The following is a 22,525-nucleotide window of genomic DNA, read 5'->3' on the forward strand; positions in this document are numbered from 1 at the left end:
TGTCGTAATAACAAATTTTCTATTGTTTATTGTGAAACAGGAGAAGGAGAGATAGTAGTTATGAAACGAGCTCTTATTAATATCGATTATACATATGATTTTGTAGCTGAAAAAGGTGCTTTAACTTGCGGAAAACCAGGTCAAGAAATTGAGAAGGAACTTGTACATATAACGAAGCAATATATTGAAAATGGAGATTATGTAGTGTTTGCAATCGACAAACATGAAGAAAATGATGAATATCATCCAGAAGTAAAGTTGTTCCCTCCTCATAATATAGCAGGTACAAATGGAAGAGACTTATTCGGTGAATTACAAGATGTATACGAAAAATATAAAAATGATGCGAATGTATATTATATGGATAAAACGCGATACAGTGCATTTGCTGGAACAGATCTAGAGATGAAGTTGAGAGAACGAGGAATAGAAGAAGTTCATCTTGTAGGGGTGTGCACTGATATTTGTGTTCTTCATACAGCAGTAGATGCTTATAATAAAGGATTTAAAATTGTTGTATATGAAAAGGCAGTTGCATCTTTTAATGCGCAAGGACATGAATATGCACTTGGACATTTTAAATCTTGTTTACATGCAGAAGTGAAGTGAAAAAGAGGCCTTTGAAAAGGCCTCTTTTTACGTTTAAATTGAGACGACATTTTGCTCAATTAGTTTTTTTATGAACGGGCTAATGTTTTCTGGTAGCCCATTTAAATCAAAAAATTGTACATGTAATGATTCAACTCCGTCAGCTTTTAGCAAGCCACCTTTAATGTCTTTGCAAAGGTAAGCGATTGTTATAGGATAAAATTCATCTCCGTTCGCTAATTTCACAAAAAACTCTTTACCTGAAAATACACTTACTAACTGAAGTATACCAATTTCAATACCTGTTTCTTCAAGTACTTCTCGTCTTCCGGCTTCTTCTGTGGATTCACCAAGTTCCACAAAACCTCCAGGAACACCCCACATGCCATTTCGTCTTTGTTGTAGTAATATTTGTCCTTGGTCATTTAAAACAGCTACAGCAACTCCTGCTAAATTGAGTGGTCTTGATCCAACAATTTCTCTTAGTTCTTCGATATACCCCATTAATTGTAACCTCCGTGAAAAAAGTATCAAATGAATGATTCGGTGTTATGTGAATGTATTCCTTTAAATGAGGTAAGTATTACAAAGTTGTTTATAAAAATTTCTATTGTAATCTCCCTTTAGATTATTAAAAAGGGTATATTTATAGTAAATAGAAAAGGGCATCAGAAGTTGAAAGGTTAATGAAAGGGTTATATTGTTGAAGATGTACTAGGGATACAAATACATAGTTAAGAAAGTAAAATGAAAGGTCAGGGGAAAAGTTACGAAAGAAAATTTTGAGATAATTAATAAGGAATTATAATAGATTAGCTCTACATGAAAATTTAAAAAATAAGGAAGTGGATAGATGAGTATATTAGCGTATACGGAGGAGTTTTTTAATTATGTAAGGGAGTTTTTACTATTAAGGTTTTTACTATTTGCTTTAGTTCTTATCATTATTTCGTTTGTTATTAATCGCATTATTGATTGGTTTTTTAGAAAGTCCAGCTTTTTTGATGAAGAGGTAGAGCAGACGATTCAAAGTGTCATTCGATCTATTTTTAGATATATCATTATCATCAGTCTAATCATTTATTTAATTAGTCAGTTTGTAGATATAAAAAGTATCATTGCAGGTGCAGGGATAGCGGGAGTTGTCATTGGTTTTGCTGCGCAACAGATGCTAAAAGATGTCATATTAGGCTTTGCGAGATTAGCGGACAAAGAGTTTCGCGTTGGCGATTTTGTTACTTTTAATGGAACAAATTCAGGAACTATTGAGGAAATCAGTATTCGTTTTATGCAAATACGTGAATGGTCAGGAAAACTACTTACCATACCACATGGAGAGATTAGAACGATACAAAATTTTAATAAAGGGTGGATGCGAGTAATTGAACGCATCACGGTAAGTTATCAGGAAGACCCTACAAGAGTTAAGGAATTGTTAGAAGACGTATGTGTGATATGCAATGAAAATTTGGAACAAAGTTTGTATAGAGTAGAGGATGAGGCTGTTGAACCATTTAAATATGTTGGTGTTACAGACTTAAATCCTAACCTTAAATATGTTGGATATGAATTTTGTATTACAGGTTTAATTAAACCAGAAGATTATTTTGAAACTTCTAGACAAGTAAGGTTTGCATTAATGGCTATGTTCCATAAACATCAAGTGCAAATGCCAGCAGCGAATATGTTCGTTACTACTGAAAGTTTGCAGCATATCCGTGGAGAACAATTTTTGTCAGACAATTAAATAAAGCTTTACATTTAGAATTCTGATTTATAGATGTAGATGAGTCTTAGAGGGTTTAAAAGTAACTTCATTACTTGGCGTTGTTCAGTTTAAGAATTACGCGGTCAAAATTTAAAGGGAAAATAAAAAAATGATTGATAAATAAAAAGAGCTGAAGGAATTCAGCTCTTTTTATTTGTAGAATTTAGAAATTTCTTAATGTTATAATGATAGTTGGTGATGAGAATGAACTTTGAAGAAAAAGAGATACATCGTTTAGAAGCATTAAAAGAAATTGCGGAATTGCTAAATGAAGCAACGAATTTACAGGACATGTTAGAAAAAGTTTTACATACATTGTTACAAGTTATGAATTTACAAACAGGGTGGATATTTTTTATTGATGAAAGTGGAAAGCACCGTATGCTTGTAGACGAAAACTTACCACCAGCTCTTACGTGGCAAGAGAAGAAGCCGATGTGTGAAGGAGACTGTTGGTGTGTAGAGCGTTTTGTGAATGGCAGATTAGAAAAAGCGACAAATATTATTGAATGTAAGCGAATAGAAGATGCGATTGAATGTAATTGGGGTGAAACAGAAGATGTTACACATCATGCGACAATTCCGCTTAGGTCCGGATCAGAGAAATTTGGTCTATTAAATGTGGCTGCACCTCATAAGACTCATTTTTCTGAGGAAGAGTTAGCGTTATTAGAAGCGATTGCATTTCAAATTGGAACGACAATACAACGTATTCAATTAGTTGAGAAAGAACGTAAATATGTAGTGGTAGCGGAAAGAAATCGACTTGCACGTGATTTACATGATTCAGTAAAACAATTGTTATTTTCTATTATGCTAACAGCGAAAGGTACTCTGAATATGACGCAAGATAGAGAATTGCAAGAGATGTTAAGTTATATTGGAGAATTATCACAAGAAGCATTACAAGAGATGACGCTATTAATTTGGCAATTAAGACCTGAAGGATTAGAGAAAGGATTAGCAGAAGCAATTCAAAATTACGGGAAGTTATTAGGAGTTCAAGTGGAAGTTCGAATTGATGGGATGGTTTCAATTGGGGATGAAATAGAAGAAGTTTTATGGCGTATTAGCCAAGAGGCGCTACATAATTGTAAAAAGCATGCTTCGTGTGAAAAGGTACATGTTCTTTTAAAAATAGAAAATAACCAGTTACATTTTTACATAGAAGACAATGGAATAGGATTTATACAAGAACAAGTAAGGGGATCAGCACTTGGTCTGAAAAGTATGAAGGAACGTATTCAGTTGATGAAGGGATCGTTTCAAATTACAACAGAGCTAAAAAAGGGTACAAAAATAAAAATTCAATTGCCGATTTGAAGGGGAGAATAAGGTTGAAGATTAAACTGCTACTAGTTGAGGATCATCATATCGTTCGAAGAGGACTTGTATTCTTTTTGAAAACGAGAGAAGAATTTGAAATTATTGGGGAAGCGGAAAATGGCGAAGAGGCATTACATTTCGTGCAAAAAGAAAAACCGGATGTCGTGCTAATGGATGTATCGATGCCGAAAATGGATGGAATTGAGGCAACAAAACGTCTAAAGCAATACGATGAGACGATAAAGGTACTTATATTAAGTAGTTTTTCAGAGCAAGATTATGTTATACCAGCACTTGAAGCTGGAGCAGATGGTTATCAATTAAAAGAAGTACAACCTGAGCAACTTGTCGCTTCTATTATTGCAGTACATCAAGGAAATGCGAATTTTCACCCGAAAGTAACACCTGCATTAATGGGGCGTTCCGCAGTAAAGAAGGAAATAGAAAATCCTTTTTCAATGTTAACGAAAAGAGAGCAAGAGGTACTTCGCGAAATTGCGAAAGGAAGAAGCAACAAGGAAATTGCAGCAGAGCTTCACATTACAGAACAAACTGTGAAAACGCACGTTTCAAACGTTTTAGCTAAATTGGAAGTAGATGATCGTACACAAGCTGCATTATATGCGGTGAAGTATGGGGGAAACTAGTTATAAGTGTGTCATATGTTAAGATAACATTTATAGGAACAAATAAATAATAGTATGATACCGAATAAAGGTTTTTCTTCTTTCAATAATTAGGTACAATATAGCTACAATGGAAGGGGAAGATATGCTATGCCTGGAACAAGAAGTGGGATTGGAAAGATTCAGGCTTCGTTAAACGGTTTGTCACCGAAATTGCGAAGTATTGCCGAACATATTTTGAAACATCCACAAGATGTTGTACATAAATCTATTACTGAATTAGCAGAAGTTACGAATAGTTCCGAAGCTACGATATTCCGCTTATGTAAACACCTTGGTTTGCAAGGGTTTCAAGATTTGAAAATTACATTAGCTCGTGAAATTGTACATACACCGATGCAAAATATTCATGAAGAAGTATCAGCAGAAGATAGTATGGTAACAGTTGCTAAAAAAGTTTTTCATTCGCATATTACAGGACTGCAAGATACATTACATTTGTTAAATGACACCGCACTTGAGAAAGCTGTACGAGCTTTGCAAGAAGCGAACCGAATTGAGTTTTACGGAAATGGTGGCTCTGGAATTATTGCGATGGATGCATATCATAAATTTATGAGAACGGGTATTTCTTGTATTGCTCATACAGATTCTCATTTTCAAATTATGGGTGCTGGTTTACTTACAAAAGAAGCAGTAGTCATTGCAATTTCTCATTCTGGTAGTAATAAAGGATTATTGGAAGCGTTAGAAGTAGCAAAAGCAAGAGGAGCTTGCATTATTGCAATTACGAGCTATCAGAAATCAGCACTAAGTCAACTTGCTGATATAACACTTTATACTTCAACACGTGAAACAGAATTTCGTACGGAAGCAAGTTCATCACGCTTAGCGCAGCTAAGTTTATTAGATACTTTGTATGTAGGATTGTCGTTGCAACGACAAGAGGAAACACTACAAAATTTACAAAGTATACGTGAAACAATTTCGATGAAGCGAATATAAAAAGCTCTTCAAATGAAGAGCTTTTTTTATTGGTGGATCGTTTGATTATATAATCTCTAAATGTAGTTGATTTATTTTCCTGTAAAAAAATGCGACCTACTTATATTCATAAACTCTCATCTTTAATTCAGTTAAGAAATCGATTTATGCAATAATTCAAACATTGTTCATAATTTCACAATTTACTTATGAAATGTCATGTTATGATGAACGTGTAATGATGATTGAACATTTAAATTTGGCGCAATAATTAGCCAAAATAGTGAGGACAGTAGTTGTGAGATGAACTCATTAAAACTCTAAAACACTAAAGGGGAGATCACATATGAAAGCAGTAGTGGTTAATAAAAACAGCAAAGCGAACATCGAGGTTATCGAAAAAGAATTACGTCCGTTACATTCAGGTGAAGCGTTAGTAGATGTAGAGTATTGTGGGGTTTGCCACACTGATTTACACGTTGCGAATCATGATTTTGGTAACACGGATGGCCGCATTCTTGGTCATGAAGGTGTAGGTATTGTTACTAAACTTGCTGATGATGTAACTTCACTTAAGGTTGGTGACCGTGTAAGTATTGCATGGATGTTCCAATCTTGTGGACGTTGTGAATATTGCGTAACTGGTAGAGAGACATTCTGTCGTGAAGTTAAAAATGCTGGTTATTCAGTAGATGGTGGTATGGCTGAACAATGTATCGTTACAGCTGATTATGCAGTGAAAGTACCAGAAGGATTAGATCCTGCTCAAGCATCATCAATTACATGTGCAGGCGTAACTACATATAAAGCTATTAAAGTATCAGATATTAAACCTGGTCAACCTATCGTCATCTATGGTTGTGGTGGATTAGGTAACTTAGCTATCCAATATGCTAAAAACGTATTTGGTGCAAAGGTAATTGCAGTAGATATTAATGACGATAAATTAGCCTTAGCAAAAGAGGTTGGTGCTGATATGACTATCAATCCAATTTCTCAAGGTCCTGCTGATAAGATTGTGCAAGATGAGTTTGGTGGTGCTTATGCTGCTGTAGTAACAGCCGTTTCTAAAGTAGCATTCAACTCAGCGGTTGATGCAGTACGTGCCTGTGGTAAAGTAGTTGCGGTAGGGTTACCAGTAGAAACTATGGATTTAAACATTCCACGACTTGTACTAGACGGAATTGAAGTAGTTGGATCTCTAGTAGGTACTCGTAAGGATCTCGAAGAGGCATTTATGTTCGGTGCAGAAGGAAAAGTAGTACCGGTTGTTCAAACGTGTTCTCTAGATAAAGTACAAAATGTATTCGAAGAAATGGAACAAGGTAAAATTCAAGGGCGTATGGTAATCGATTTTAAACAGAATAGTTGTGATTGTAAATAATTCATTTTAAATATAAAAAGCATGAGTCTAGCAAAGGTCATGTAAAAAAGTTAGACGGCATAAAAAAGATGATTCCTGTATTCAATAGGGATCATCTTCTTTATATTCTACTAATATCAATGCCAATTCATACTTGATTGATGAGATATGATTAAAAGTTCACTTTATTTGCAAACGAAAAAGAATCTTTATTTTTAACAAACTTTTTATGATCTGGAACGTTTTGAGTTGCTACAACTTGCGAATCTCTTGCTTTCAGTGCATCTTGAATCCCGATTGTCATAAGTTTAATAAATAGAATCGTAATAAAGAATGAAGCGAGAGTATAAAAAATAATCCACCATGAAAGATTCATTTCATTACGATTTAATCCAATAAGGCCTGCCCAATCATTAGATATAGAAACAGGTCTGAGCACTCCGTCATAGAGTTCACGCATTTGTATCCCGCCAATTACAATGTTAAGCAACGCTAAATGGATAACGAGTATGAGTGTTTGGACGATATGTTCCATGAATAACACAAATAAGCGGTCAAGTAATAAGACTCGTAAGTGTTTTTTGATAATATGAAAACGGCTAGCACCCAGTAATTGTGAACTTAAGATGTAATCTCGTTTCATAAATTCATCCACCTCTGAGGATATATATAAAGAAAGTGTAGGCAGAGCGACGAAAATAAGTACGAGTACTTGATAAAACGTAAATGAAATATTTGGATCTAACCCATCGGCATTTGATGTGATTACAATATTAACGGGCGTGATGAGTATGAATGCGATAAATAGGGTTGGAATATAATAAAAAACTTCTGAGCATGCCTGGAAAAATCTCTTGAGTTTTGGAGCGTATAAACTTAAGAGGATTCCTATACATGTTCCGCATAAAATTCGAAAGAAGCTAATTGCCACGGCTAATAAAATAGTGAATTTTGCTCCTTCTACAATTTGTAAGAAAACAGACTCTCCAAAACGATCAGATCCAAAAGGCGGTATTAATGATGGTGGAAAGGGGGCCTTTCCAAGTAATTCGTTATTGTCATTGTAAAGTAACTGAGGAGGTTTTGGGATGTTATCTTTAAAGAACCAACTATAAATAAAACTAGCTGAAATAAGTATGAATAAATAAGTAAAGCCGATTAAAAAGCGTTTTGATTTCCAAATAGATTTCATAATGTTGCTCCTTTCAATTGATTTTGCCATCTATTCATCATGAATGAGATTATTTGAAAAATGGCATAAAACGGTAAAATAATCATAACAAGTATGATAAATGCAGCTGGTGGTGAAATAAACGCCTTATTAAATAAAAATTGAATAATACCTTGCATATTAAAAACAAATTCTAAAATGAATAAGTTAGACAGTAAGAAAACAAAAATCGTTTTTAAATGATGGAAGAAGTGGATAGATATATTTTTGAATAAATGAATGCATAGTATATAACTTGATGAAAGGCCTTTTCCATATGCAACCTCTACGTAATGTTTTCCATGTTCTTCTTTTATGTATAACACCATCATCCGAAACATTTGTAATGTAGGTAAGACAGCTAAAGATAAAATAGGGAGTAAATAAGCTCGATTTTCATTAAAAGAAATAATGGTGACAGGAGATTCCCCGAATTTCTGAAGTACCCATATGAAAAATATTTGCAAACAAATCATCATCATCATATCAGGGACAGCTTCTAATATGAACACAATTCGGTTTATCCATTTTTTTATATAATCTTTTGCTAAAAAATAAAAAAATGCCATGCTAGAAGATAGAAAGAGCGCAAGTAAAAAGGCTAAAAATAATACAGTAAATGAATATAGGTAAGGTTCTAAAACAGTTGGGAATAATGGTGTTTTTTTGAAACTACCAAATTTCGGGTCTGAGCCGATAACCACTAATGATTCAGGGGAGAAAACCTCTTTTAACATAGTAACGATCTGATTAAAAAAATATATTGGTTGAAAGGTAAATCCTTGTTGAGTGATAAATAAATAAGGTAAATTTAATAATAGTAAGAGTGATAAAAGAATTGATGAAAGCTTAATTGTGAATTGAGTTATTGTATGTAACATTAAATCCCTCCGACATCTTTTTACAACATTATACAATAAATCCTGATTTATTGTTTTATTTTTCTGAAAAATAAGAAATTTTTTAGGTTTTATAATTATAATACGTAATATATATTTATATGGTAAAAAAGTTATGTTAAGGAGCCGGTCCCTATGTCCATCAAGCAAAATGTGCAGTATTTTCATTTTCGAGGCATTTACTTTTCTTCAGTTGATGGGCATTTGGTGCTATTCCATTGCGATCAAGTTAATAGAACTAAGTTTTCTTAAAATAAAAACCACCGAAATATAGAAGTGATTTTGAACGTAAGGAATTTGTAAGGAAGGAGTAAGAAAAAAGAGATTTTCAATGTGTATGATCAAAATATAGAGAAGAACGAGAGGGGGAATAGTTACTGTATATTTATATAAAAAAATTAATTAATGAAACTCTATGGAAGAAAAGAAGAAATTATAAAAGTGAACAGACAACTGAAGAAGAGGGGTTAATCATTTATTAGGTCAGAGAGTTGTTTGTAGAAATAATTGGTGTATAGATGATTGCAAATTCAGTGTTGACTTTTATCATTGGGAGAGTTGATAGCTGTGTGGTTAGTATATGACATAGCTATCAACCATCAATACAATTTTAATAGAAGAGAGGAATTCTTTATGAAAACACGCAGTAAAATTACATGTGCAAGTCTAGCACTTTTAATAGCTGGAAGTTCCCTGTTATACATAACACCAACATCAATTGTAAAAGCAGAATCTACGCAAAATGTATCTAGTTCGTTACAAACAAGTACGCAACGCGATCGTACTTCCGTTAAGAAAGCAATACGGGATGAACTGCAACTTGGATACCCGGGAATACTCGCTCAAATTTCTAAGGGTGGTAAAACGTGGAGTTATACCGCTGGGGTAGCGGATCTGAGAACTAAGAAACCAATGAAAGCAGATTTTCGCTTTCGTATTGGCAGTGTGACGAAAACGTTCATTGCAACAGTTCTACTTCAATTATCTGGAGAGAACCGTTTGAATCTAGATGACTCCATTGAAAAATGGTTGCCTGGTGTCATTCAAGGAAACGGGTATGATGGTAACCAGATTACGATCCGGCAAATATTGAATCATACAAGTGGTATTGCTGACTATATAAATTCAAAAGACTTTGATATTACGGATATAAAAAAATCGTATACGGCTGAAGAATTTGTAAAGATGGGGATTTCTCTTCCCCCAGACTTTGCTCCAGGGAAGGGGTGGTCTTATTCAAATACAGGATACGTAATACTAGGAATCCTTATTGAAAAAGTAACAGGAAACAGCTATGCAGAAGAGGTTGAAAATCGGATTATTGAACCGCTTGATTTGTCAAATACATTTCTACCTGGCAATTCAAGCGTGATTCCAGGCACCAAGCATGCCCGTGGCTATTTGCAACTAGACGGAGCGAGTGAGCTAAAAGACGTTACTTATATTAACCCAGGTAGCTCGGATGGAGATATGATTTCCACTGCTGATGACTTAAACAAATTCTTCTCTTACTTACTCAGTGGCAAATTACTGAAGGAACAGCAACTAAAAGAAATGCTTACTACAGTTCCTACAGAAAGAGAAGGAACTGGATATGGTCTTGGAATCCTTGAAATTAAGCTTCCGAACGGTGTCTCGGTATGGGGGCACAGGGGTGCCGTTCCAGGGTTTTCAACTTTTGCTGGTGGAACACTTGGAGGCAAACATACATTTGCTATCAATTCGAACAGTTTAAATATTAATAATCCGGAACTTTTTAAAAATATTTTACTTGCTGAATTTAGCAAGTAGGCAAAAAGGAAAAACGGATAAATTTTGTCATAGTTTTTATAGTTTAAAATATGCCGTTTTGGTTCAAAAAACAACTTACTCTAAAAATTTTTGAATAAAGCAAGTTCTTAAGTCGATAGGCATGAGGTCCTGACACTTCGTCATCAAACTAGGGTTTTGGAGTATCCCCTAAATAGAATTTTGTTTCTCTACAGGTAGTTAATTTGAGATGTCATTTCATTTGTACTTTTTTTCTTAAATTGATGAGTGTTGAGAGCACCACATTACTATCGGCTTAAGAAATTTTAATATTCGTAATTAAGTACAAAAAAACGTTATCTTTTTAAGTAAGTATTTCAGGAGGGTTTTATGAAAAAAAATGATTACTGCACTTGGTGTTTCTGCTATAATATTGACTAATTTTGTAGGAAGTACTTATGCAGACTCGAAAACAGGAGTTTCTGTTACAGCTTCCTACAATACAAATCAAATAGCGGAATGGTTAGAAATGCATGCAAAGCCTTTAAAAACTACTAATCCAAATGCATCTTTTAATGATTTAAAACCACTTAAGAATATGGTAGGTTCAGCTTCAATTGTAGGTTTAGGTGAAGCTACGCATGGGGCTCATGAAGTTTTTACAATGAAACAACGTATTGTTAAGTATTTAGTGTCTGAAAAGGGATTTATCAACTTAGTTTTAGAAGGGGGGTGGGACCGAGCTTTAGAACTTGATCGATATGTTCTTACTGGTAAGGGAAACCCAAGCCAACATCTAACACCTGTATTTAAGACGAAAGAAATGTTAGATTTACTTGATTGGATCCGGCAATATAATGCTAATCCAAAACATAAATCTAAAATACGTATCATCGGGATGGACATTCAATCAGTAAACGAGAATGTTTATAATAATATAATAGAATATATTAAAAGAAACAATTCAAAACTTCTGCCTAGAGTAGAAGAGAAGATAAGAGGGCTTATTCCTGTAACAAAGGATATGAATACTTTTGAGAGTCTTACGAAAGAAGAAAAAGAAAAGTATATTTCAGATGCTAAACAAATCAATGCTTTATTAGAAGAAAATAAAAGTTATTTAAATGGGAAATCTAAAGAGTTCGCATGGATAAAACAAAATGCTCGTATTATTGAACAGTTTACTACAATGTTAGCGTCACCTCCTGATAAACCATCGGATTTTTATTTGAAACATGATATTGCAATGTATGAAAATGCGAAGTGGACTGAAGAACATTTAGGAAAAACCATTGTATGGGGACATAATGGACACGTTTCGAAAACAAATATGCTTCCTTTTATATACCCTAAAGTAGCTGGGCAACATTTAGCAGAATATTACGGAAAACGGTACGTATCTATTGGAACGTCAGTTTATGAAGGACAATACAATGTCAAGAATAGCGATGGTGAATTTGGCCCATATGGAATATTAAAATCGGATGATCCAAACAGTTATAACTACATCTTTGGACAAGTTAAAAAAGATCAATTTTTTATTGATTTACGCAAGGCAAACGGCGTGACAAAAACTTGGTTAAACGAACAACATCCAATTTTCGCTGGAATAACTACCGAAGGTCCTGATATACCAAAAACTGTTGATATATCATTAGGTAAAGCGTTTGATATACTTGTTCAAATTCAAAAAGTGAGTCCATCTCAACTACATCAATAAATTTAGATTAATGTGCCTTAATGAAGTGTTGTGTTGATGGTAGTGGACATTTCTTGAAAATGGTTCATAACGGAATTGAGTACGGAATGATGCAGGCAATCGCTGAGGGATTTGAAGTGCTAGATAAAAGTGATTTTGATTTCAATTATGAAGATGTTGCAAAAGTGTGGGCGAACGGATCAGTTATCCGCGGCTGGTTAATGGACTTAACTGAAAAAGCATTTGCAGAAGATCCAAAACTGGATGGTATTAAAGGTGTAATGAACTCTTCAGGAGAAGGAAAATGGACTGTTGAAACTGCGCTTGAGTTACAAGCAGCGGCACCAGTAATCGCAATGTCATTATTTATGCGCTATCGTTCTCAAGAAGATGATACATTCCACGGAAAAGTAGTTTCAGCGCTACGTAATCAGTTCGGTGGACATGAAGTTGTAAAAAAATAAGTAATGCTTTTGAAAAGAAACTTGTGCATAAGCGCCAGTTTCTTTTTTTTATATAGTGTAAGAAACTCCTATTTTAAAAATACCCATCAACCATCGTTTTTTTACAAATGACAGCTTCAACGTTCATTGATTGAACAATGTATTCTATATGTTCATTTTGTACGGATTGTATCAAATATAAAGCGAAGCATGAAATATGTCCCAACATAAAAGTAAGAATAAATAAAATGAAGTTTTCATAAATAGTAAAAGGGTGCTTATGTCATCAGTATAGCTAAGAAATGTTGTTACATATGAGGAGAGCGTGTTAATAAAATATGAGGTGGTTAAATGGGAAATGAGCAAGTGAAGTCTGTAAAGGAAGAAAAAAAGTTATGTCTTTGTATGATCGTCAAAAATGAGTCTAGAATTATGGAAAGATGTTTAAATGCAACGAAATCAATTGTAGATTTTGTTTCTATTTGTGATACTGGATCGACGGATAATACGCCGGAAATTATTAAAAATTGGTGTAAGGAAAATGAGATACCTGGGACGGTTCATCATGAGCCGTTTAAAAACTTTGGTTATAACAGAAGCTTAGCTGTTTCATTAGCGCAAAAAACATATCCAGAAGCGGATTATTTATTAATATTAGATGCAGATATGATTTTAGAGGTTGATCCGAATTTTGATAAAACGAGCTTAACGGAAGATCATTATCTTACATTGCAATATGATGTTCATATTAAATATTGGCTTACACGTCTTTTAAAAGCTTCTTTACCATGGAAATCTGTCGGTGTTACTCATGAGTATTGGGATATAGATCGTTCAAAAGTTGGAGCGAATTACAATACGAGGGTAGATCGGTTAGAGACTCTTGTCGTGAATGATCCCGGAGATGGCGGAAGTAAAGCTGATAAATTTGAACGAGATGAGAGGTTGTTGTTACAAGGAATAAACGACCCAGAAACAACGCCAGATTTGCATATAAGATATTTATTTTATTTAGCTCAGACTTATTTTCATTTAAGTCAATTTGAAAATTCGATTAAATGGTATAAAAAACGAGTGGAAGCAGGGGGATGGGTTGAAGAGGTATTCTATTCGTTATTGCGAATAGGATTTTGTTATGAGCAGTTAGCAAATCGTTCAGCAAATAAACAAAATGAAGTGACAGATGCTGATGAAAAAGAAAATGTTAAAGGGCAAGAAGAGCAATATTTAGCATTAGCTGTTTTTTATTTTCAAAAAGCGTGGGAATATAGACCAACTCGGGCTGAACCATTATACCAACTAGCAAGGTTGTATCGATTAAGATCTCAAAACAATATTGCTTTGATGTATGCTCTGCAAGGGAAGGAAATTCCTTTTCCAAAGGATGATCTTCTATTTGTAGATTATCATGTGTATGATTACTTATTTGACTATGAAATTTCTATTAGTGCTTTCTATATACCTCATAAAAAACATTTAGGGGCGGTGTCGCAAAAGTATTTGGAATCGATAAAAGAAGAGATTCCATTTCATATAGCAAATGTGGTAGAAAATAATGCGAAATTTTATTAAATACATTTCCGGTTAAAGGAGTAGTGGAATAATCATGGAATTAATACGATGGGCGATTGAACTAGGGGAATCGGTGCATGGAAATACGTATGAAGAATTGATGCCACTACTAGACTATTATTATGATCGTGATCATTTAAAAGCGTATTGTATCGCAAATCTTCTTTTAAACATGGATGTATTAGATGAAGATCGGGAAAGAATCGAATTAAGAAGATGCATCGCTGCTTATTATGCTGGATTATATAAAGTGGCAAGAAAACATGCAAATGAGTTGGTACTTAAACATCCGGATGTAGATTTATATAAAAATAATTTAAAATTAATGGAAGTTTATTTGAATAAAGAATATGATTATTGTCTTTTTATATGCCCGAAGACGTACGGTAGTTTCATAGATGTTGCGCGAGCTTTGAAATGGAGGTTGGAGCAGGAGGGAAATACAGTAATTATATCAGAAACAATACTGGGAAATGTAAAGAATACAGTTGTTTTTGGAGCGCATACATACGCTTATAACCCGAATCTCCTTCCGCAAGATGCAATTATTTATAATTTAGAACAGCTATACGAAGGAAGTCCATATGCGCACCCGCTTTATTTAATATTATTAAATGATAGAGTGATTTGGGATTATAGTAAACAAAATATAGAATGGTTAAAACAAAAAGGGGTAGGAAAAGAAATAAAACATGTAGGAATGAACTATGCTCCAACTTTGGAAATAAAAAAAGATATATTTGAAGGTGAGATTACTGAAGATATTGATATTTTGTTTATAGGTGCTCTTAATCCGAGGCGGCAAGCTATTTTTAATCACCTAAAAGCCATTGCACCGAATTTAAATATAGTTTTTAAAAATAATGCGTGGGGAATTGCTAGAAATGAGTTAATTGCTAGGTCTAAAATTATATTAAATATTCACTTTTACTTATCGGGAATTCTTGAAACACCACGTGTTTCTTATGCGGTCGCGAATAAGAAATTTATTATTTCGGAAAATAGTAATCCAGAAGACGAGATAGAGTGGCCAGGAATTGTATTTACTCCGTACGAAAAAATAATTGAAAACGTAATGAAATATATAGAATTACCAGAAGAACGAAAAGAATTAGCAGAAAAAGCATATTACCATTTTGAAGCAAATAAAAGCATAGGTACAATAAGTCAGAATGGTGAAACAAAGTAATAGCGCGAAACTCATACGAAAGTATGAGTTCTTTTTTCGTGTATCATACTATTTGATTAAGGAAGTTCCCTCTTTATATTGTGTTTTGTATAGAAATTTCTGATAATATATAAGTAGAATTTGAAAACAAAGGGGAGAATTGTTTATGAAACTAGTCGTTATTAACGGTACACCAAGAAAATTAGGTAGAACTCGCGTTGTGGCAAAATATATTGCAGATCAATTTGAAGGGGAATTATACGATTTAGCAATAGAGGAATTGCCTTTATATAACGGCGAAGAATCGCAACGTGATTTAGAGGCAGTAAAAAAATTAAAAGCGTTAGTGAAAGCAGCAGACGGTGTAGTACTATGTACACCAGAATATCATAATGCGATGAGCGGAGCGCTGAAAAACTCGTTAGATTACTTAAGTAGTAGTGAGTTTATCCATAAACCTGTCGCATTACTAGCTGTTGCGGGGGGCGGTAAAGGAGGAATTAACGCATTAAATAGTATGCGAACTGTTGCTAGAGGTGTTTACGCAAATGCAATCCCAAAACAAGTAGTGCTTGATGGACTTCACGTACAAGATGGTGAACTTGGAGAAGATGCAAAACCATTAATTCATGATGTAGTTAAAGAATTAAAAGCATATATGAGCGTATATAAAGAGGTGAAAAAACAACTAGGAGTGGAGTGATATGTCCTCGCTTTATCATGATTCTCGCTTGTATTACATTCTAGGAGCCAATAGTTTATCAGCTATTGGTTCCGGGATTGTTATGATTACGATCCCATGGTTGTTAATTAAAGAAGGTGGGGGAGAGACAACGTTTGGTTATGTTTCGATCGTTGCAACCCTCATTATGTTTTTATTAACACCATTCATTGGGCAAAGCATTGATCGTTTTTCAAGAAAATCTTTATTGTTATGTAACGAAGGTATCGGGATAGCCGTTATAGGAATGATGACTATATGGGGATTTGCCGGGCAATCTTATCATTCTATTCATTACATTATTATTTATATAGCAGGGTCATTCTATTATCTATTATTCTATCCTACAATTTTTGCATTTAACCAAGAAATATTTCAAGCAGAACATTATAAAAGTTTAAGTGGAACGATGGAGATACAAGGACAGTTAACACAAGTTATTTCAGGAGCAGCTGCGAGTTTTTTAATTGAAATTGTTTCTTTGAAATGGATCTTGTTAGTAGATATGTTAACTTTTGCAGGAGCATTTTTTCTTTTCTTATGTATACCGTACGTAAAGAAAAAAGAAGTGAAACGGAAAGTACCGTTTAAGAAGCAATTGTTCGAAGGAATTCACTTTATGAAAAAGTGTCCTAAGCTTTTTTGGTTTTTACTTGCCACTTATATGCCGTTTATCGGTGTTATGATGGCAAATTATTTAATACCAGTTTATATTTCAGATATACTTAAAGCCAATGCTTCTGTATACGCAGTAGAAGGTATGATGTACGGTGTCGGAGCGGTTATTGCGGGAATCAGTATTCCACTCATAATGAAGTATGTCAAAACAGAAGTTTCAATCGTTTTGACGATGATCATTTATGTAATTTCAATTACCATAATGATCATTGAACCGTCCGTAATGCTGTTATATGGACTAGCGATTTTTCATGCGATTGGAAACGCTGGAACAAGAGTGGCGAGAAATGTATTGATGATGGAGGAAATCCCAAACGAAGTAATGGGACGAGTGGACAGCTTATTTCGCTTAATTGGTACAGGAATACGAATAGTATTGTTAATGGTGTTTACAGCAGGTGTATCTAAAGTTGGGGTAATGCTCCCATTTTACCTATTAAGCTGTATATTGATCCTATCATTAGGAATCGCTCTTTACTATGTGATATCACAACGTAAAATCAGAGCGGATGTTCCGAATAAATCACTCGTTTAAAAATTACTTCTGCCTCCCTTTCTTTTTCTATATAATAAAAAGAAAGGGAGTGTTAACTTATTTATGAACAAATGGATATTACTTATAATCTTATTACTACCGCCACTATACATTATTTATATGACGTTTCGAATGAATAAAGCTGCTCGTGAGAAATTGAGTAATCACTCTCCATACGTTCTTATATTAGGTGCAAAGTTATTTGGAGATAGACCGTCTTTATCACTTCAAAACCGTTTGGATGTAGCGTTGGAATATTTATATTCTCACCCTGAGGTGAAAGTAATTGTTTCAGGTGGTCAAGGAGAAGATGAAGATATACCGGAAGCTCACAGTATGAGAAACTATTTAATGGTACACGGTATAGATGAGAGTCGTATTTTAATGGAAGACCGTTCGACAAATACGTATGAAAATTTGAAGTTTAGTATGGATTTATTTGATGTAAAACATGCGGTAGTTGTCAGTAATACGTATCATTTATATCGAACAAAAATAATTGCAAGGCGTTTAGGAATAAAGATGGAGGCATTAGCTGCAGAAACGCCAATGCGTTCTAAGAGAAAAATGTATGTGCGTGAATATGCTGCTATTATGAAAACAATATTGTTCGACCGTTAGAGCTCAAATGTGAGCTCTTTTTTATATAGAAATAATGCGTATCATTTGAAATGAATTCCATATTCCATCAAAATAAAGGAAACAACAATAAAGGAGTTGTATTTGTGATTCAATTTAATCATGTGTCAAAAGCGTATGAAGATGGCACAAAAGCAGTGGATTCATTGCATTTAGAAATTAAAAAAGGAGAATTTTTTGTTCTCATTGGTCCGAGTGGTTGCGGGAAAACAACGACAATGAAGATGATTAATCGTTTGATTGAAACGACAGAAGGTTCAATTTTAATCGATGGAAAAGATATTCAACAATATAATATAAATGAATTACGTTGGAATATAGGATACGTGTTGCAGCAAATTGCTTTATTTCCACATATGACAATCGCTGAAAATATTGCAGTTGTTCCTGAAATGAGAAAATGGAGCAAAAAAGAAATAAAAGCACGTGTCGATGACTTGCTACAGATGGTTGGGCTCGATCCAGATGTATATCGTGATCGTATGCCTGATGAATTGTCAGGAGGGCAAAAACAACGTGTCGGTGTCGTACGGGCATTAGCCGCAAATCCGAAAATTGTTCTTATGGACGAACCATTTAGTGCGTTAGATCCGTTAAGCAGGGAGCAACTTCAGAAGGATATCGTACAACTGCAAAAAAAGATTCAAAAAACGATCGTGTTTGTAACGCACGATATGCAAGAGGCATTATCACTTGGTGATCGCATTTGTGTAATGAGAGCAGGAAAAGTTGTTCAATTAGATACACCTGAAGGTATTATACATAATCCGAAAAATGAGTTTGTTGAGGAGTTCATTGGAAATCGTGGGCGACAATGGTATGAGGGAATAATTATAGAAGATGTAATGCCACTAGACGATCATGCACGAGTAGAAGGGGCTGCTTTATCTTTACATGCTCCTTTACAAGAAGCACTAGTCCGTTTACAAACTGAAGAATCAGTGCCGGTTGAAAAAGATGGTCAATATGTTGGTATGTTAACAAGTCGTCATATTGTCAATTATATTGTTGAACAAATGAAGGAAAGAGGCTAAACAGTGACTGATTTTATTCAAACGTTCCAAGAAAGAAAAATAGAATTGCTAAGTGCATTAAGTGAGCATTTACAAATATCGCTTATTTCACTATTTTTTGCAGTAATTATTGCAGTGCCACTAGGCATTATATTAACGAGAAAAGAACGAATGGCTGAATTTATAATAGGGACTTCTGCTGTTATGCAGACAGTGCCCTCACTTGCTTTACTTGGACTATTAATTCCGTTAGTAGGAATTGGAAAACTGCCAGCTATAATCGCATTAGTTGTGTATGCACTATTACCTATTTTACGAAATACATATACAGGAATACGGGAATTAGATGAATCACTTATAGAAGCGGCGAGAGCTATGGGGATGAATAGCTGGAAAAGGTTATGGAAGGTAGAGCTTCCGCTCGCGTTGCCAATTATTATGGCTGGTATTCGTACAGCGATGGTATTAATTGTTGGAACGGCTACATTAGCTGCTTTAATAGGTGCTGGTGGGCTCGGTAAGCTCATACTACTCGGGATCGATCGAAATGACCATGCGCTTATCATTTTAGGGGCCGTACCAGCTGCGTTACTCGCTTTATTCTTTGATATAGTACTTCGCATACTTGAGAGTCCAAAACGCTCTTCTAAGCGCGTTATATTGACGATATGTATAGTTGTAGTTATGATTGCTACTCCATTTCTATGGAATACACAAAAGAAAGATATAGTTATTGCTGGAAAACTTGGATCGGAGCCAGAAATTTTAATTCAAATGTACAAACAACTTATTGAACAGGATACAGATTTACAAGTAGAATTAAAGCCGGGTCTTGGGAAAACAGCATTTGTATTTGAAGCTTTAAAATCAGGTGAAGTAGATATATACCCAGAATTTTCAGGAACAGCCTTATCTACTTTCGTGAAAGAAGAACCGAAAAGCACAAATCGTGAGGAAGTATATGAACAAGCTCGCGTTGGAATGGAAAAAAAATATAATATGGTTATGTTAAATCCAATGGAGTATAACAATACATATGCACTAGCGATGCCGAAAAAAATAGCAGATCAAAAGAATATAAATACAATTTCTGATTTAGGAAATATTGCACAGGAAGCTAAAGTAGGATTTACATTAGAATTTGCAGATCGTGAAGATGGTTATAAAGGAATGCAAAAGTTATATAACTATAAGTTTTTAAATGTTAAAACGATGGAACCGAAACTGCGCTATAGTGCAATTCAATCTGGTGATGTGAACGTAATCGATGCATATTCAACGGATAGTGAATTGGAGCAATACGGACTTAAAGTGCTAAAAGATGATAAAGGATTATTCCCACCTTATCAAGGTGCGCCGTTATTAAGAAAAGAGACATTACAAAAATATCCTGAACTTGAAAAAGTATTAAATAAATTAGCTGGAAAGATTACAGATGAAGAAATGCGAAAAATGAATTATGAAGTAAATGTGAATGGTAAAAGTAGTGAAGAAGTAGCGAAACAATTTTTACAAAAAGAGAATTTACTTCGTTAATTTTACAAGAAATATACAATTTTATATGTTTAAAATGACCGCTCATTACAAAATGAGCGGTTTTTTTGTGCATACTTATACATTTTTTCAAAAAAGTATTCCATTTTTCTTCATTTTCTTTTAGAATAAGTAATGTTTTCCTGAAAAAATATAAGAGAAACGTCTATTAGAGAAAAAGGTGACTTTAATAGTTGAACGAACATAACACCTAGAATGACAGATGGGGTGGTACAAATAGAAAAGAAGTTAGGATTTTTTCCGTTAATCGCATTAGTAGTTGGAACGATGGTTGGTGGCGGTGTTTTTAGTTTACCGCATGATTTAGCAGTAGGAGCAAATAGTGGTGCAACGATAATTGGTTGGTGTATTACAGCAATGGGAATGATTCCACTTGCGCTCGTATATCAAACGTTAGCAAGACAAAAACCGGAGCTTGAGGGCGGAATTTATAGTTATGCACGAGCTGGATTCGGTGAATATATTGGTTTTAACAGTGCTTGGGGATACTGGCTGGCAGGGATTTTAGGAAATGTTGCAACAATTATGCTACTGTTTAGTACATTAGGTTACTTCTTCCCAATTTTTAAAGGTGGAAATAATGTTGCGTCAATCGTAGGTGCATCACTTTTACTATGGACACTTCATTTTCTAATTTTATTTGGAATTCGTGAAGCTTCCATTATGAATGTTATTGCAACAGTAGGGAAATTAGTTCCGATCTTATTATTTATTGTCGTAATGGTAACAGCGTTTCGCTGGGATACATTTACACATGATTTTTGGGGAGAAGGAACAATCTCACTTTCCGCTATTCTTGGTCAAGTGAAAAATACAATGCTTGTAACGCTATGGGTGTTCATTGGGGTTGAAGGAGCAGTTGTATTATCAGGAAGAGCAAAAAATAGTAGGGACGTTGGAAAAGCGACAGTACTTGGATTAATTTTAGTTATGTCTATTTATATTTTAATTTCTGTTCTGTCAATGGGAGCAATGACGCGAGGAGAACTTTCCGTTTTAGAAACTCCTTCAATGGGACATGTATTAGAACATGTTGTTGGGCCATGGGGTGCAATGGCAATTAATATTGGATTAGTTGCGTCACTTGTAGGTACATTAATTGGCTGGTTTTTACTTGTTTCGGAAATTTCTCACGTAGCAGGAAAAGATGGCGTGTTTCCGAAGGTCTTTACGAAAACAAATAAAAAGCAAACGCCACACATGGCATTATGGATTTCAAATATCGTTGCTCAAATTATATTTATAATTGTTCTGTTTTCAGAATCGACATATCAAATTATGTATTTTATTGCGTCAACATCAATATTATTACCATATTTATTATCAGCGCTATACCAATTCAAATTAGTAATTACAAATGAACTAAAAGATGCAAAAGTAAAAAATGGCTCGTTAGCTTTAATTGCCTCTATTTATTCTGTATGGCTTATTTATGCAGCGGGTTTAAAGAATTTATTACTCGTTTCAATCGTATATGGAATTGGGATTATCGTTTACATGTTTGCACGAAAAGAAAAAGGGAATCGTTGTTTTGTAGGTATAGAGAGATATGTGATGTGGGCAATTGTTGTCGCAGCTATCACATCACTTTATCTGTTGATAACTGGAACGATAAAAATGTAAAAGTCCTTTTCATTTAAAGGGCTTTTTTCTTTGTGTAGAGAATATTTAATACATAAGATATTCAGGAGGGATGAAAATGGAAGAAAAAGAACAGTTGTCTAGAATAATTGATTTAGCTAGTGAGTTAAGGAAAGTATTAGTACAAGAATCTTTTTTTAATCATCATCCTGAACTAAGGGGAGTAATTGAAAATTTAGCGAGTTCTGTTGAGAATTTAGCGGAGTTGCAGCAAAATAAAGATGAAAACGCTGAGGATCGATTACGATATGTACTGGCTAAAATGAAAATTGCTCACAATGCTATTTTACAAGAGAAAAAAGCATTTCCATCTCATTAATATACGTTTTAATTTTGAACCTGGCGGATA

General features: G+C 34.3%; 21 protein-coding genes and 1 pseudogene. 18 read left to right on the forward strand and 4 right to left on the reverse strand.

Annotated elements, in window-relative coordinates:
- Window positions 1-60 precede the first annotated feature (60 nt).
- Window positions 61-609 (forward strand): cysteine hydrolase family protein, encoded by a 549-nt coding sequence (locus tag JDS81_RS12585; RefSeq protein ID WP_000816780.1) that lies wholly within the window; start codon window positions 61-63, stop codon window positions 607-609.
- A gap of 33 nt (window positions 610-642) precedes the next feature.
- Here JDS81_RS12585 and JDS81_RS12590 read toward each other — a convergent pair whose 3' ends face one another.
- Entirely contained in the window at window positions 643-1,092 is a 450-nt protein-coding gene (locus tag JDS81_RS12590) for an NUDIX hydrolase (RefSeq protein WP_000540499.1), read from the reverse strand.
- Window positions 1,093-1,441: 349 nt separating this feature from the next.
- Between JDS81_RS12590 and JDS81_RS12595 the strand changes: the two genes are divergently transcribed.
- From JDS81_RS12595 to adhP, 5 genes are all read left to right on the forward strand, one after another.
- A complete protein-coding gene (locus JDS81_RS12595; protein WP_000025244.1) occupies window positions 1,442-2,335 on the forward strand; it encodes a mechanosensitive ion channel family protein in 894 nt (297 codons plus the stop codon).
- 225 nt (window positions 2,336-2,560) lie between these two features.
- Window positions 2,561-3,679, forward strand: a complete 1,119-nt coding sequence (gene casK, locus JDS81_RS12600; RefSeq protein WP_097953476.1) for a two-component system sensor histidine kinase CasK — start codon at window positions 2,561-2,563, stop codon at window positions 3,677-3,679.
- Window positions 3,680-3,693: 14 nt separating this feature from the next.
- A complete protein-coding gene (gene casR, locus JDS81_RS12605; RefSeq protein WP_000694625.1) occupies window positions 3,694-4,329 on the forward strand; it encodes a two-component system response regulator CasR in 636 nt (211 codons plus the stop codon).
- 129 nt (window positions 4,330-4,458) lie between these two features.
- Window positions 4,459-5,313 carry a MurR/RpiR family transcriptional regulator gene (locus JDS81_RS12610; RefSeq protein ID WP_001119637.1) on the forward strand — a complete coding sequence of 285 codons (855 nt, stop codon included), beginning with the start codon at window positions 4,459-4,461 and terminating at the stop codon, window positions 5,311-5,313.
- Between the two features lie 325 nt (window positions 5,314-5,638).
- Window positions 5,639-6,676 carry an alcohol dehydrogenase AdhP gene (gene adhP / locus JDS81_RS12615; protein ID WP_000649126.1) on the forward strand — a complete coding sequence of 346 codons (1,038 nt, stop codon included), beginning with the start codon at window positions 5,639-5,641 and terminating at the stop codon, window positions 6,674-6,676.
- A 151-nt stretch (window positions 6,677-6,827) separates the two neighbouring features.
- Here adhP and JDS81_RS12620 read toward each other — a convergent pair whose 3' ends face one another.
- Together JDS81_RS12620 and JDS81_RS12625 are read right to left on the reverse strand one after the other, a co-directional pair.
- Entirely contained in the window at window positions 6,828-7,847 is a 1,020-nt protein-coding gene (locus JDS81_RS12620; protein ID WP_000836570.1) for an ABC transporter permease, read from the reverse strand.
- Window positions 7,844-8,746, reverse strand: a complete 903-nt coding sequence (locus JDS81_RS12625; RefSeq protein WP_000903311.1) for an ABC transporter permease subunit — start codon at window positions 8,744-8,746, stop codon at window positions 7,844-7,846. Before JDS81_RS12625 ends, JDS81_RS12620 begins: the two co-directional genes overlap by 4 nt.
- Before the next feature lie 651 nt (window positions 8,747-9,397).
- Here JDS81_RS12625 and JDS81_RS12630 point away from each other — a divergent pair.
- The 3 genes and pseudogenes from JDS81_RS12630 to JDS81_RS12640 all read left to right on the forward strand — a co-directional run.
- Complete coding sequence (locus JDS81_RS12630) at window positions 9,398-10,555, forward strand: serine hydrolase domain-containing protein (RefSeq protein ID WP_097953475.1); 1,158 nt, start codon at window positions 9,398-9,400, stop codon at window positions 10,553-10,555.
- 358 nt (window positions 10,556-10,913) lie between these two features.
- Window positions 10,914-12,233 (forward strand): erythromycin esterase family protein, encoded by a 1,320-nt coding sequence (locus JDS81_RS12635; protein ID WP_097953474.1) that lies wholly within the window; start codon window positions 10,914-10,916, stop codon window positions 12,231-12,233.
- 38 nt (window positions 12,234-12,271) lie between these two features.
- Window positions 12,272-12,676, forward strand: a pseudogene (locus tag JDS81_RS12640) (hypothetical protein); the annotation flags it as partial.
- A gap of 73 nt (window positions 12,677-12,749) precedes the next feature.
- Here the strand turns inward: JDS81_RS12640 and JDS81_RS31060 are convergent.
- Window positions 12,750-12,884 (reverse strand): DUF2711 family protein, encoded by a 135-nt coding sequence (locus JDS81_RS31060; RefSeq protein ID WP_179864505.1) that lies wholly within the window; start codon window positions 12,882-12,884, stop codon window positions 12,750-12,752.
- 122 nt (window positions 12,885-13,006) lie between these two features.
- Here JDS81_RS31060 and JDS81_RS12650 point away from each other — a divergent pair, with 122 nt between their 5' ends.
- The 9 genes from JDS81_RS12650 to JDS81_RS12690 all read left to right on the forward strand — a co-directional run bounded on the left by JDS81_RS12650 (window position 13,007) and on the right by JDS81_RS12690 (window position 22,495).
- On the forward strand, window positions 13,007-14,227 hold the full coding sequence (locus JDS81_RS12650) for a glycosyltransferase (RefSeq protein ID WP_097953473.1): 1,221 nt from the start codon (window positions 13,007-13,009) through the stop codon (window positions 14,225-14,227).
- Window positions 14,228-14,261: 34 nt separating this feature from the next.
- A complete protein-coding gene (locus JDS81_RS12655) occupies window positions 14,262-15,416 on the forward strand; it encodes a CgeB family protein (protein WP_097953472.1) in 1,155 nt (384 codons plus the stop codon).
- Window positions 15,417-15,561: 145 nt separating this feature from the next.
- Window positions 15,562-16,098: an NADPH-dependent FMN reductase gene (locus JDS81_RS12660; RefSeq protein ID WP_000780368.1), complete on the forward strand. Its 537-nt coding sequence runs from the start codon at window positions 15,562-15,564 to the stop codon at window positions 16,096-16,098.
- A gap of 1 nt (window position 16,099) precedes the next feature.
- Window positions 16,100-17,329, forward strand: coding sequence for an MFS transporter (locus JDS81_RS12665; RefSeq protein WP_000097150.1), 1,230 nt, complete (start codon window positions 16,100-16,102; stop codon window positions 17,327-17,329).
- A gap of 63 nt (window positions 17,330-17,392) precedes the next feature.
- Window positions 17,393-17,950: a YdcF family protein gene (locus JDS81_RS12670; RefSeq protein ID WP_097953471.1), complete on the forward strand. Its 558-nt coding sequence runs from the start codon at window positions 17,393-17,395 to the stop codon at window positions 17,948-17,950.
- Between the two features lie 104 nt (window positions 17,951-18,054).
- On the forward strand, window positions 18,055-19,002 hold the full coding sequence (locus JDS81_RS12675) for an ABC transporter ATP-binding protein (protein WP_097953470.1): 948 nt from the start codon (window positions 18,055-18,057) through the stop codon (window positions 19,000-19,002).
- Between the two features lie 3 nt (window positions 19,003-19,005).
- The gene (locus JDS81_RS12680; RefSeq protein ID WP_000129124.1) at window positions 19,006-20,517 is read left to right on the forward strand and encodes an ABC transporter permease/substrate-binding protein; all 1,512 of its coding nucleotides are present in this window, start codon (window positions 19,006-19,008) and stop codon (window positions 20,515-20,517) included.
- Between the two features lie 213 nt (window positions 20,518-20,730).
- Window positions 20,731-22,158 carry a basic amino acid/polyamine antiporter gene (locus JDS81_RS12685; RefSeq protein WP_000129458.1) on the forward strand — a complete coding sequence of 476 codons (1,428 nt, stop codon included), beginning with the start codon at window positions 20,731-20,733 and terminating at the stop codon, window positions 22,156-22,158.
- 76 nt (window positions 22,159-22,234) lie between these two features.
- Entirely contained in the window at window positions 22,235-22,495 is a 261-nt protein-coding gene (locus tag JDS81_RS12690; protein ID WP_000391448.1) for a hypothetical protein, read from the forward strand.
- Window positions 22,496-22,525 lie beyond the last annotated feature (30 nt).

The sequence above is a fragment of the Bacillus cereus group sp. N31 genome (genome assembly GCF_016483245.1).
In the GTDB taxonomy this organism is placed as follows: domain Bacteria; phylum Bacillota; class Bacilli; order Bacillales; family Bacillaceae_G; genus Bacillus_A; species Bacillus_A toyonensis.

Bases quoted from the DNA above. Each gene is read 5' to 3' on its own strand.
- JDS81_RS12585 (WP_000816780.1), top strand. From the start codon at position 61: ATGAAACGAGCTCTTATTAATATCGATTATACATATGATTTTGTAGCT.
- JDS81_RS12590 (WP_000540499.1), bottom strand. From the start codon at position 1,092: ATGGGGTATATCGAAGAACTAAGAGAAATTGTTGGATCAAGACCACTC.
- JDS81_RS12595 (WP_000025244.1), top strand. From the start codon at position 1,442: ATGAGTATATTAGCGTATACGGAGGAGTTTTTTAATTATGTAAGGGAG.
- casK (WP_097953476.1), top strand. From the start codon at position 2,561: ATGAACTTTGAAGAAAAAGAGATACATCGTTTAGAAGCATTAAAAGAA.
- JDS81_RS12610 (WP_001119637.1), top strand. From the start codon at position 4,459: ATGCCTGGAACAAGAAGTGGGATTGGAAAGATTCAGGCTTCGTTAAAC.
- adhP (WP_000649126.1), top strand. From the start codon at position 5,639: ATGAAAGCAGTAGTGGTTAATAAAAACAGCAAAGCGAACATCGAGGTT.
- JDS81_RS12620 (WP_000836570.1), bottom strand. From the start codon at position 7,847: ATGAAATCTATTTGGAAATCAAAACGCTTTTTAATCGGCTTTACTTAT.
- JDS81_RS12625 (WP_000903311.1), bottom strand. From the start codon at position 8,746: ATGTTACATACAATAACTCAATTCACAATTAAGCTTTCATCAATTCTT.
- JDS81_RS12630 (WP_097953475.1), top strand. From the start codon at position 9,398: ATGAAAACACGCAGTAAAATTACATGTGCAAGTCTAGCACTTTTAATA.
- JDS81_RS12635 (WP_097953474.1), top strand. From the start codon at position 10,914: ATGATTACTGCACTTGGTGTTTCTGCTATAATATTGACTAATTTTGTA.
- JDS81_RS31060 (WP_179864505.1), bottom strand. From the start codon at position 12,884: ATGTTGGGACATATTTCATGCTTCGCTTTATATTTGATACAATCCGTA.
- JDS81_RS12650 (WP_097953473.1), top strand. From the start codon at position 13,007: ATGGGAAATGAGCAAGTGAAGTCTGTAAAGGAAGAAAAAAAGTTATGT.
- JDS81_RS12655 (WP_097953472.1), top strand. From the start codon at position 14,262: ATGGAATTAATACGATGGGCGATTGAACTAGGGGAATCGGTGCATGGA.
- JDS81_RS12660 (WP_000780368.1), top strand. From the start codon at position 15,562: ATGAAACTAGTCGTTATTAACGGTACACCAAGAAAATTAGGTAGAACT.
- JDS81_RS12665 (WP_000097150.1), top strand. From the start codon at position 16,100: ATGTCCTCGCTTTATCATGATTCTCGCTTGTATTACATTCTAGGAGCC.
- JDS81_RS12670 (WP_097953471.1), top strand. From the start codon at position 17,393: ATGAACAAATGGATATTACTTATAATCTTATTACTACCGCCACTATAC.
- JDS81_RS12685 (WP_000129458.1), top strand. From the start codon at position 20,731: ATGACAGATGGGGTGGTACAAATAGAAAAGAAGTTAGGATTTTTTCCG.
- JDS81_RS12690 (WP_000391448.1), top strand. From the start codon at position 22,235: ATGGAAGAAAAAGAACAGTTGTCTAGAATAATTGATTTAGCTAGTGAG.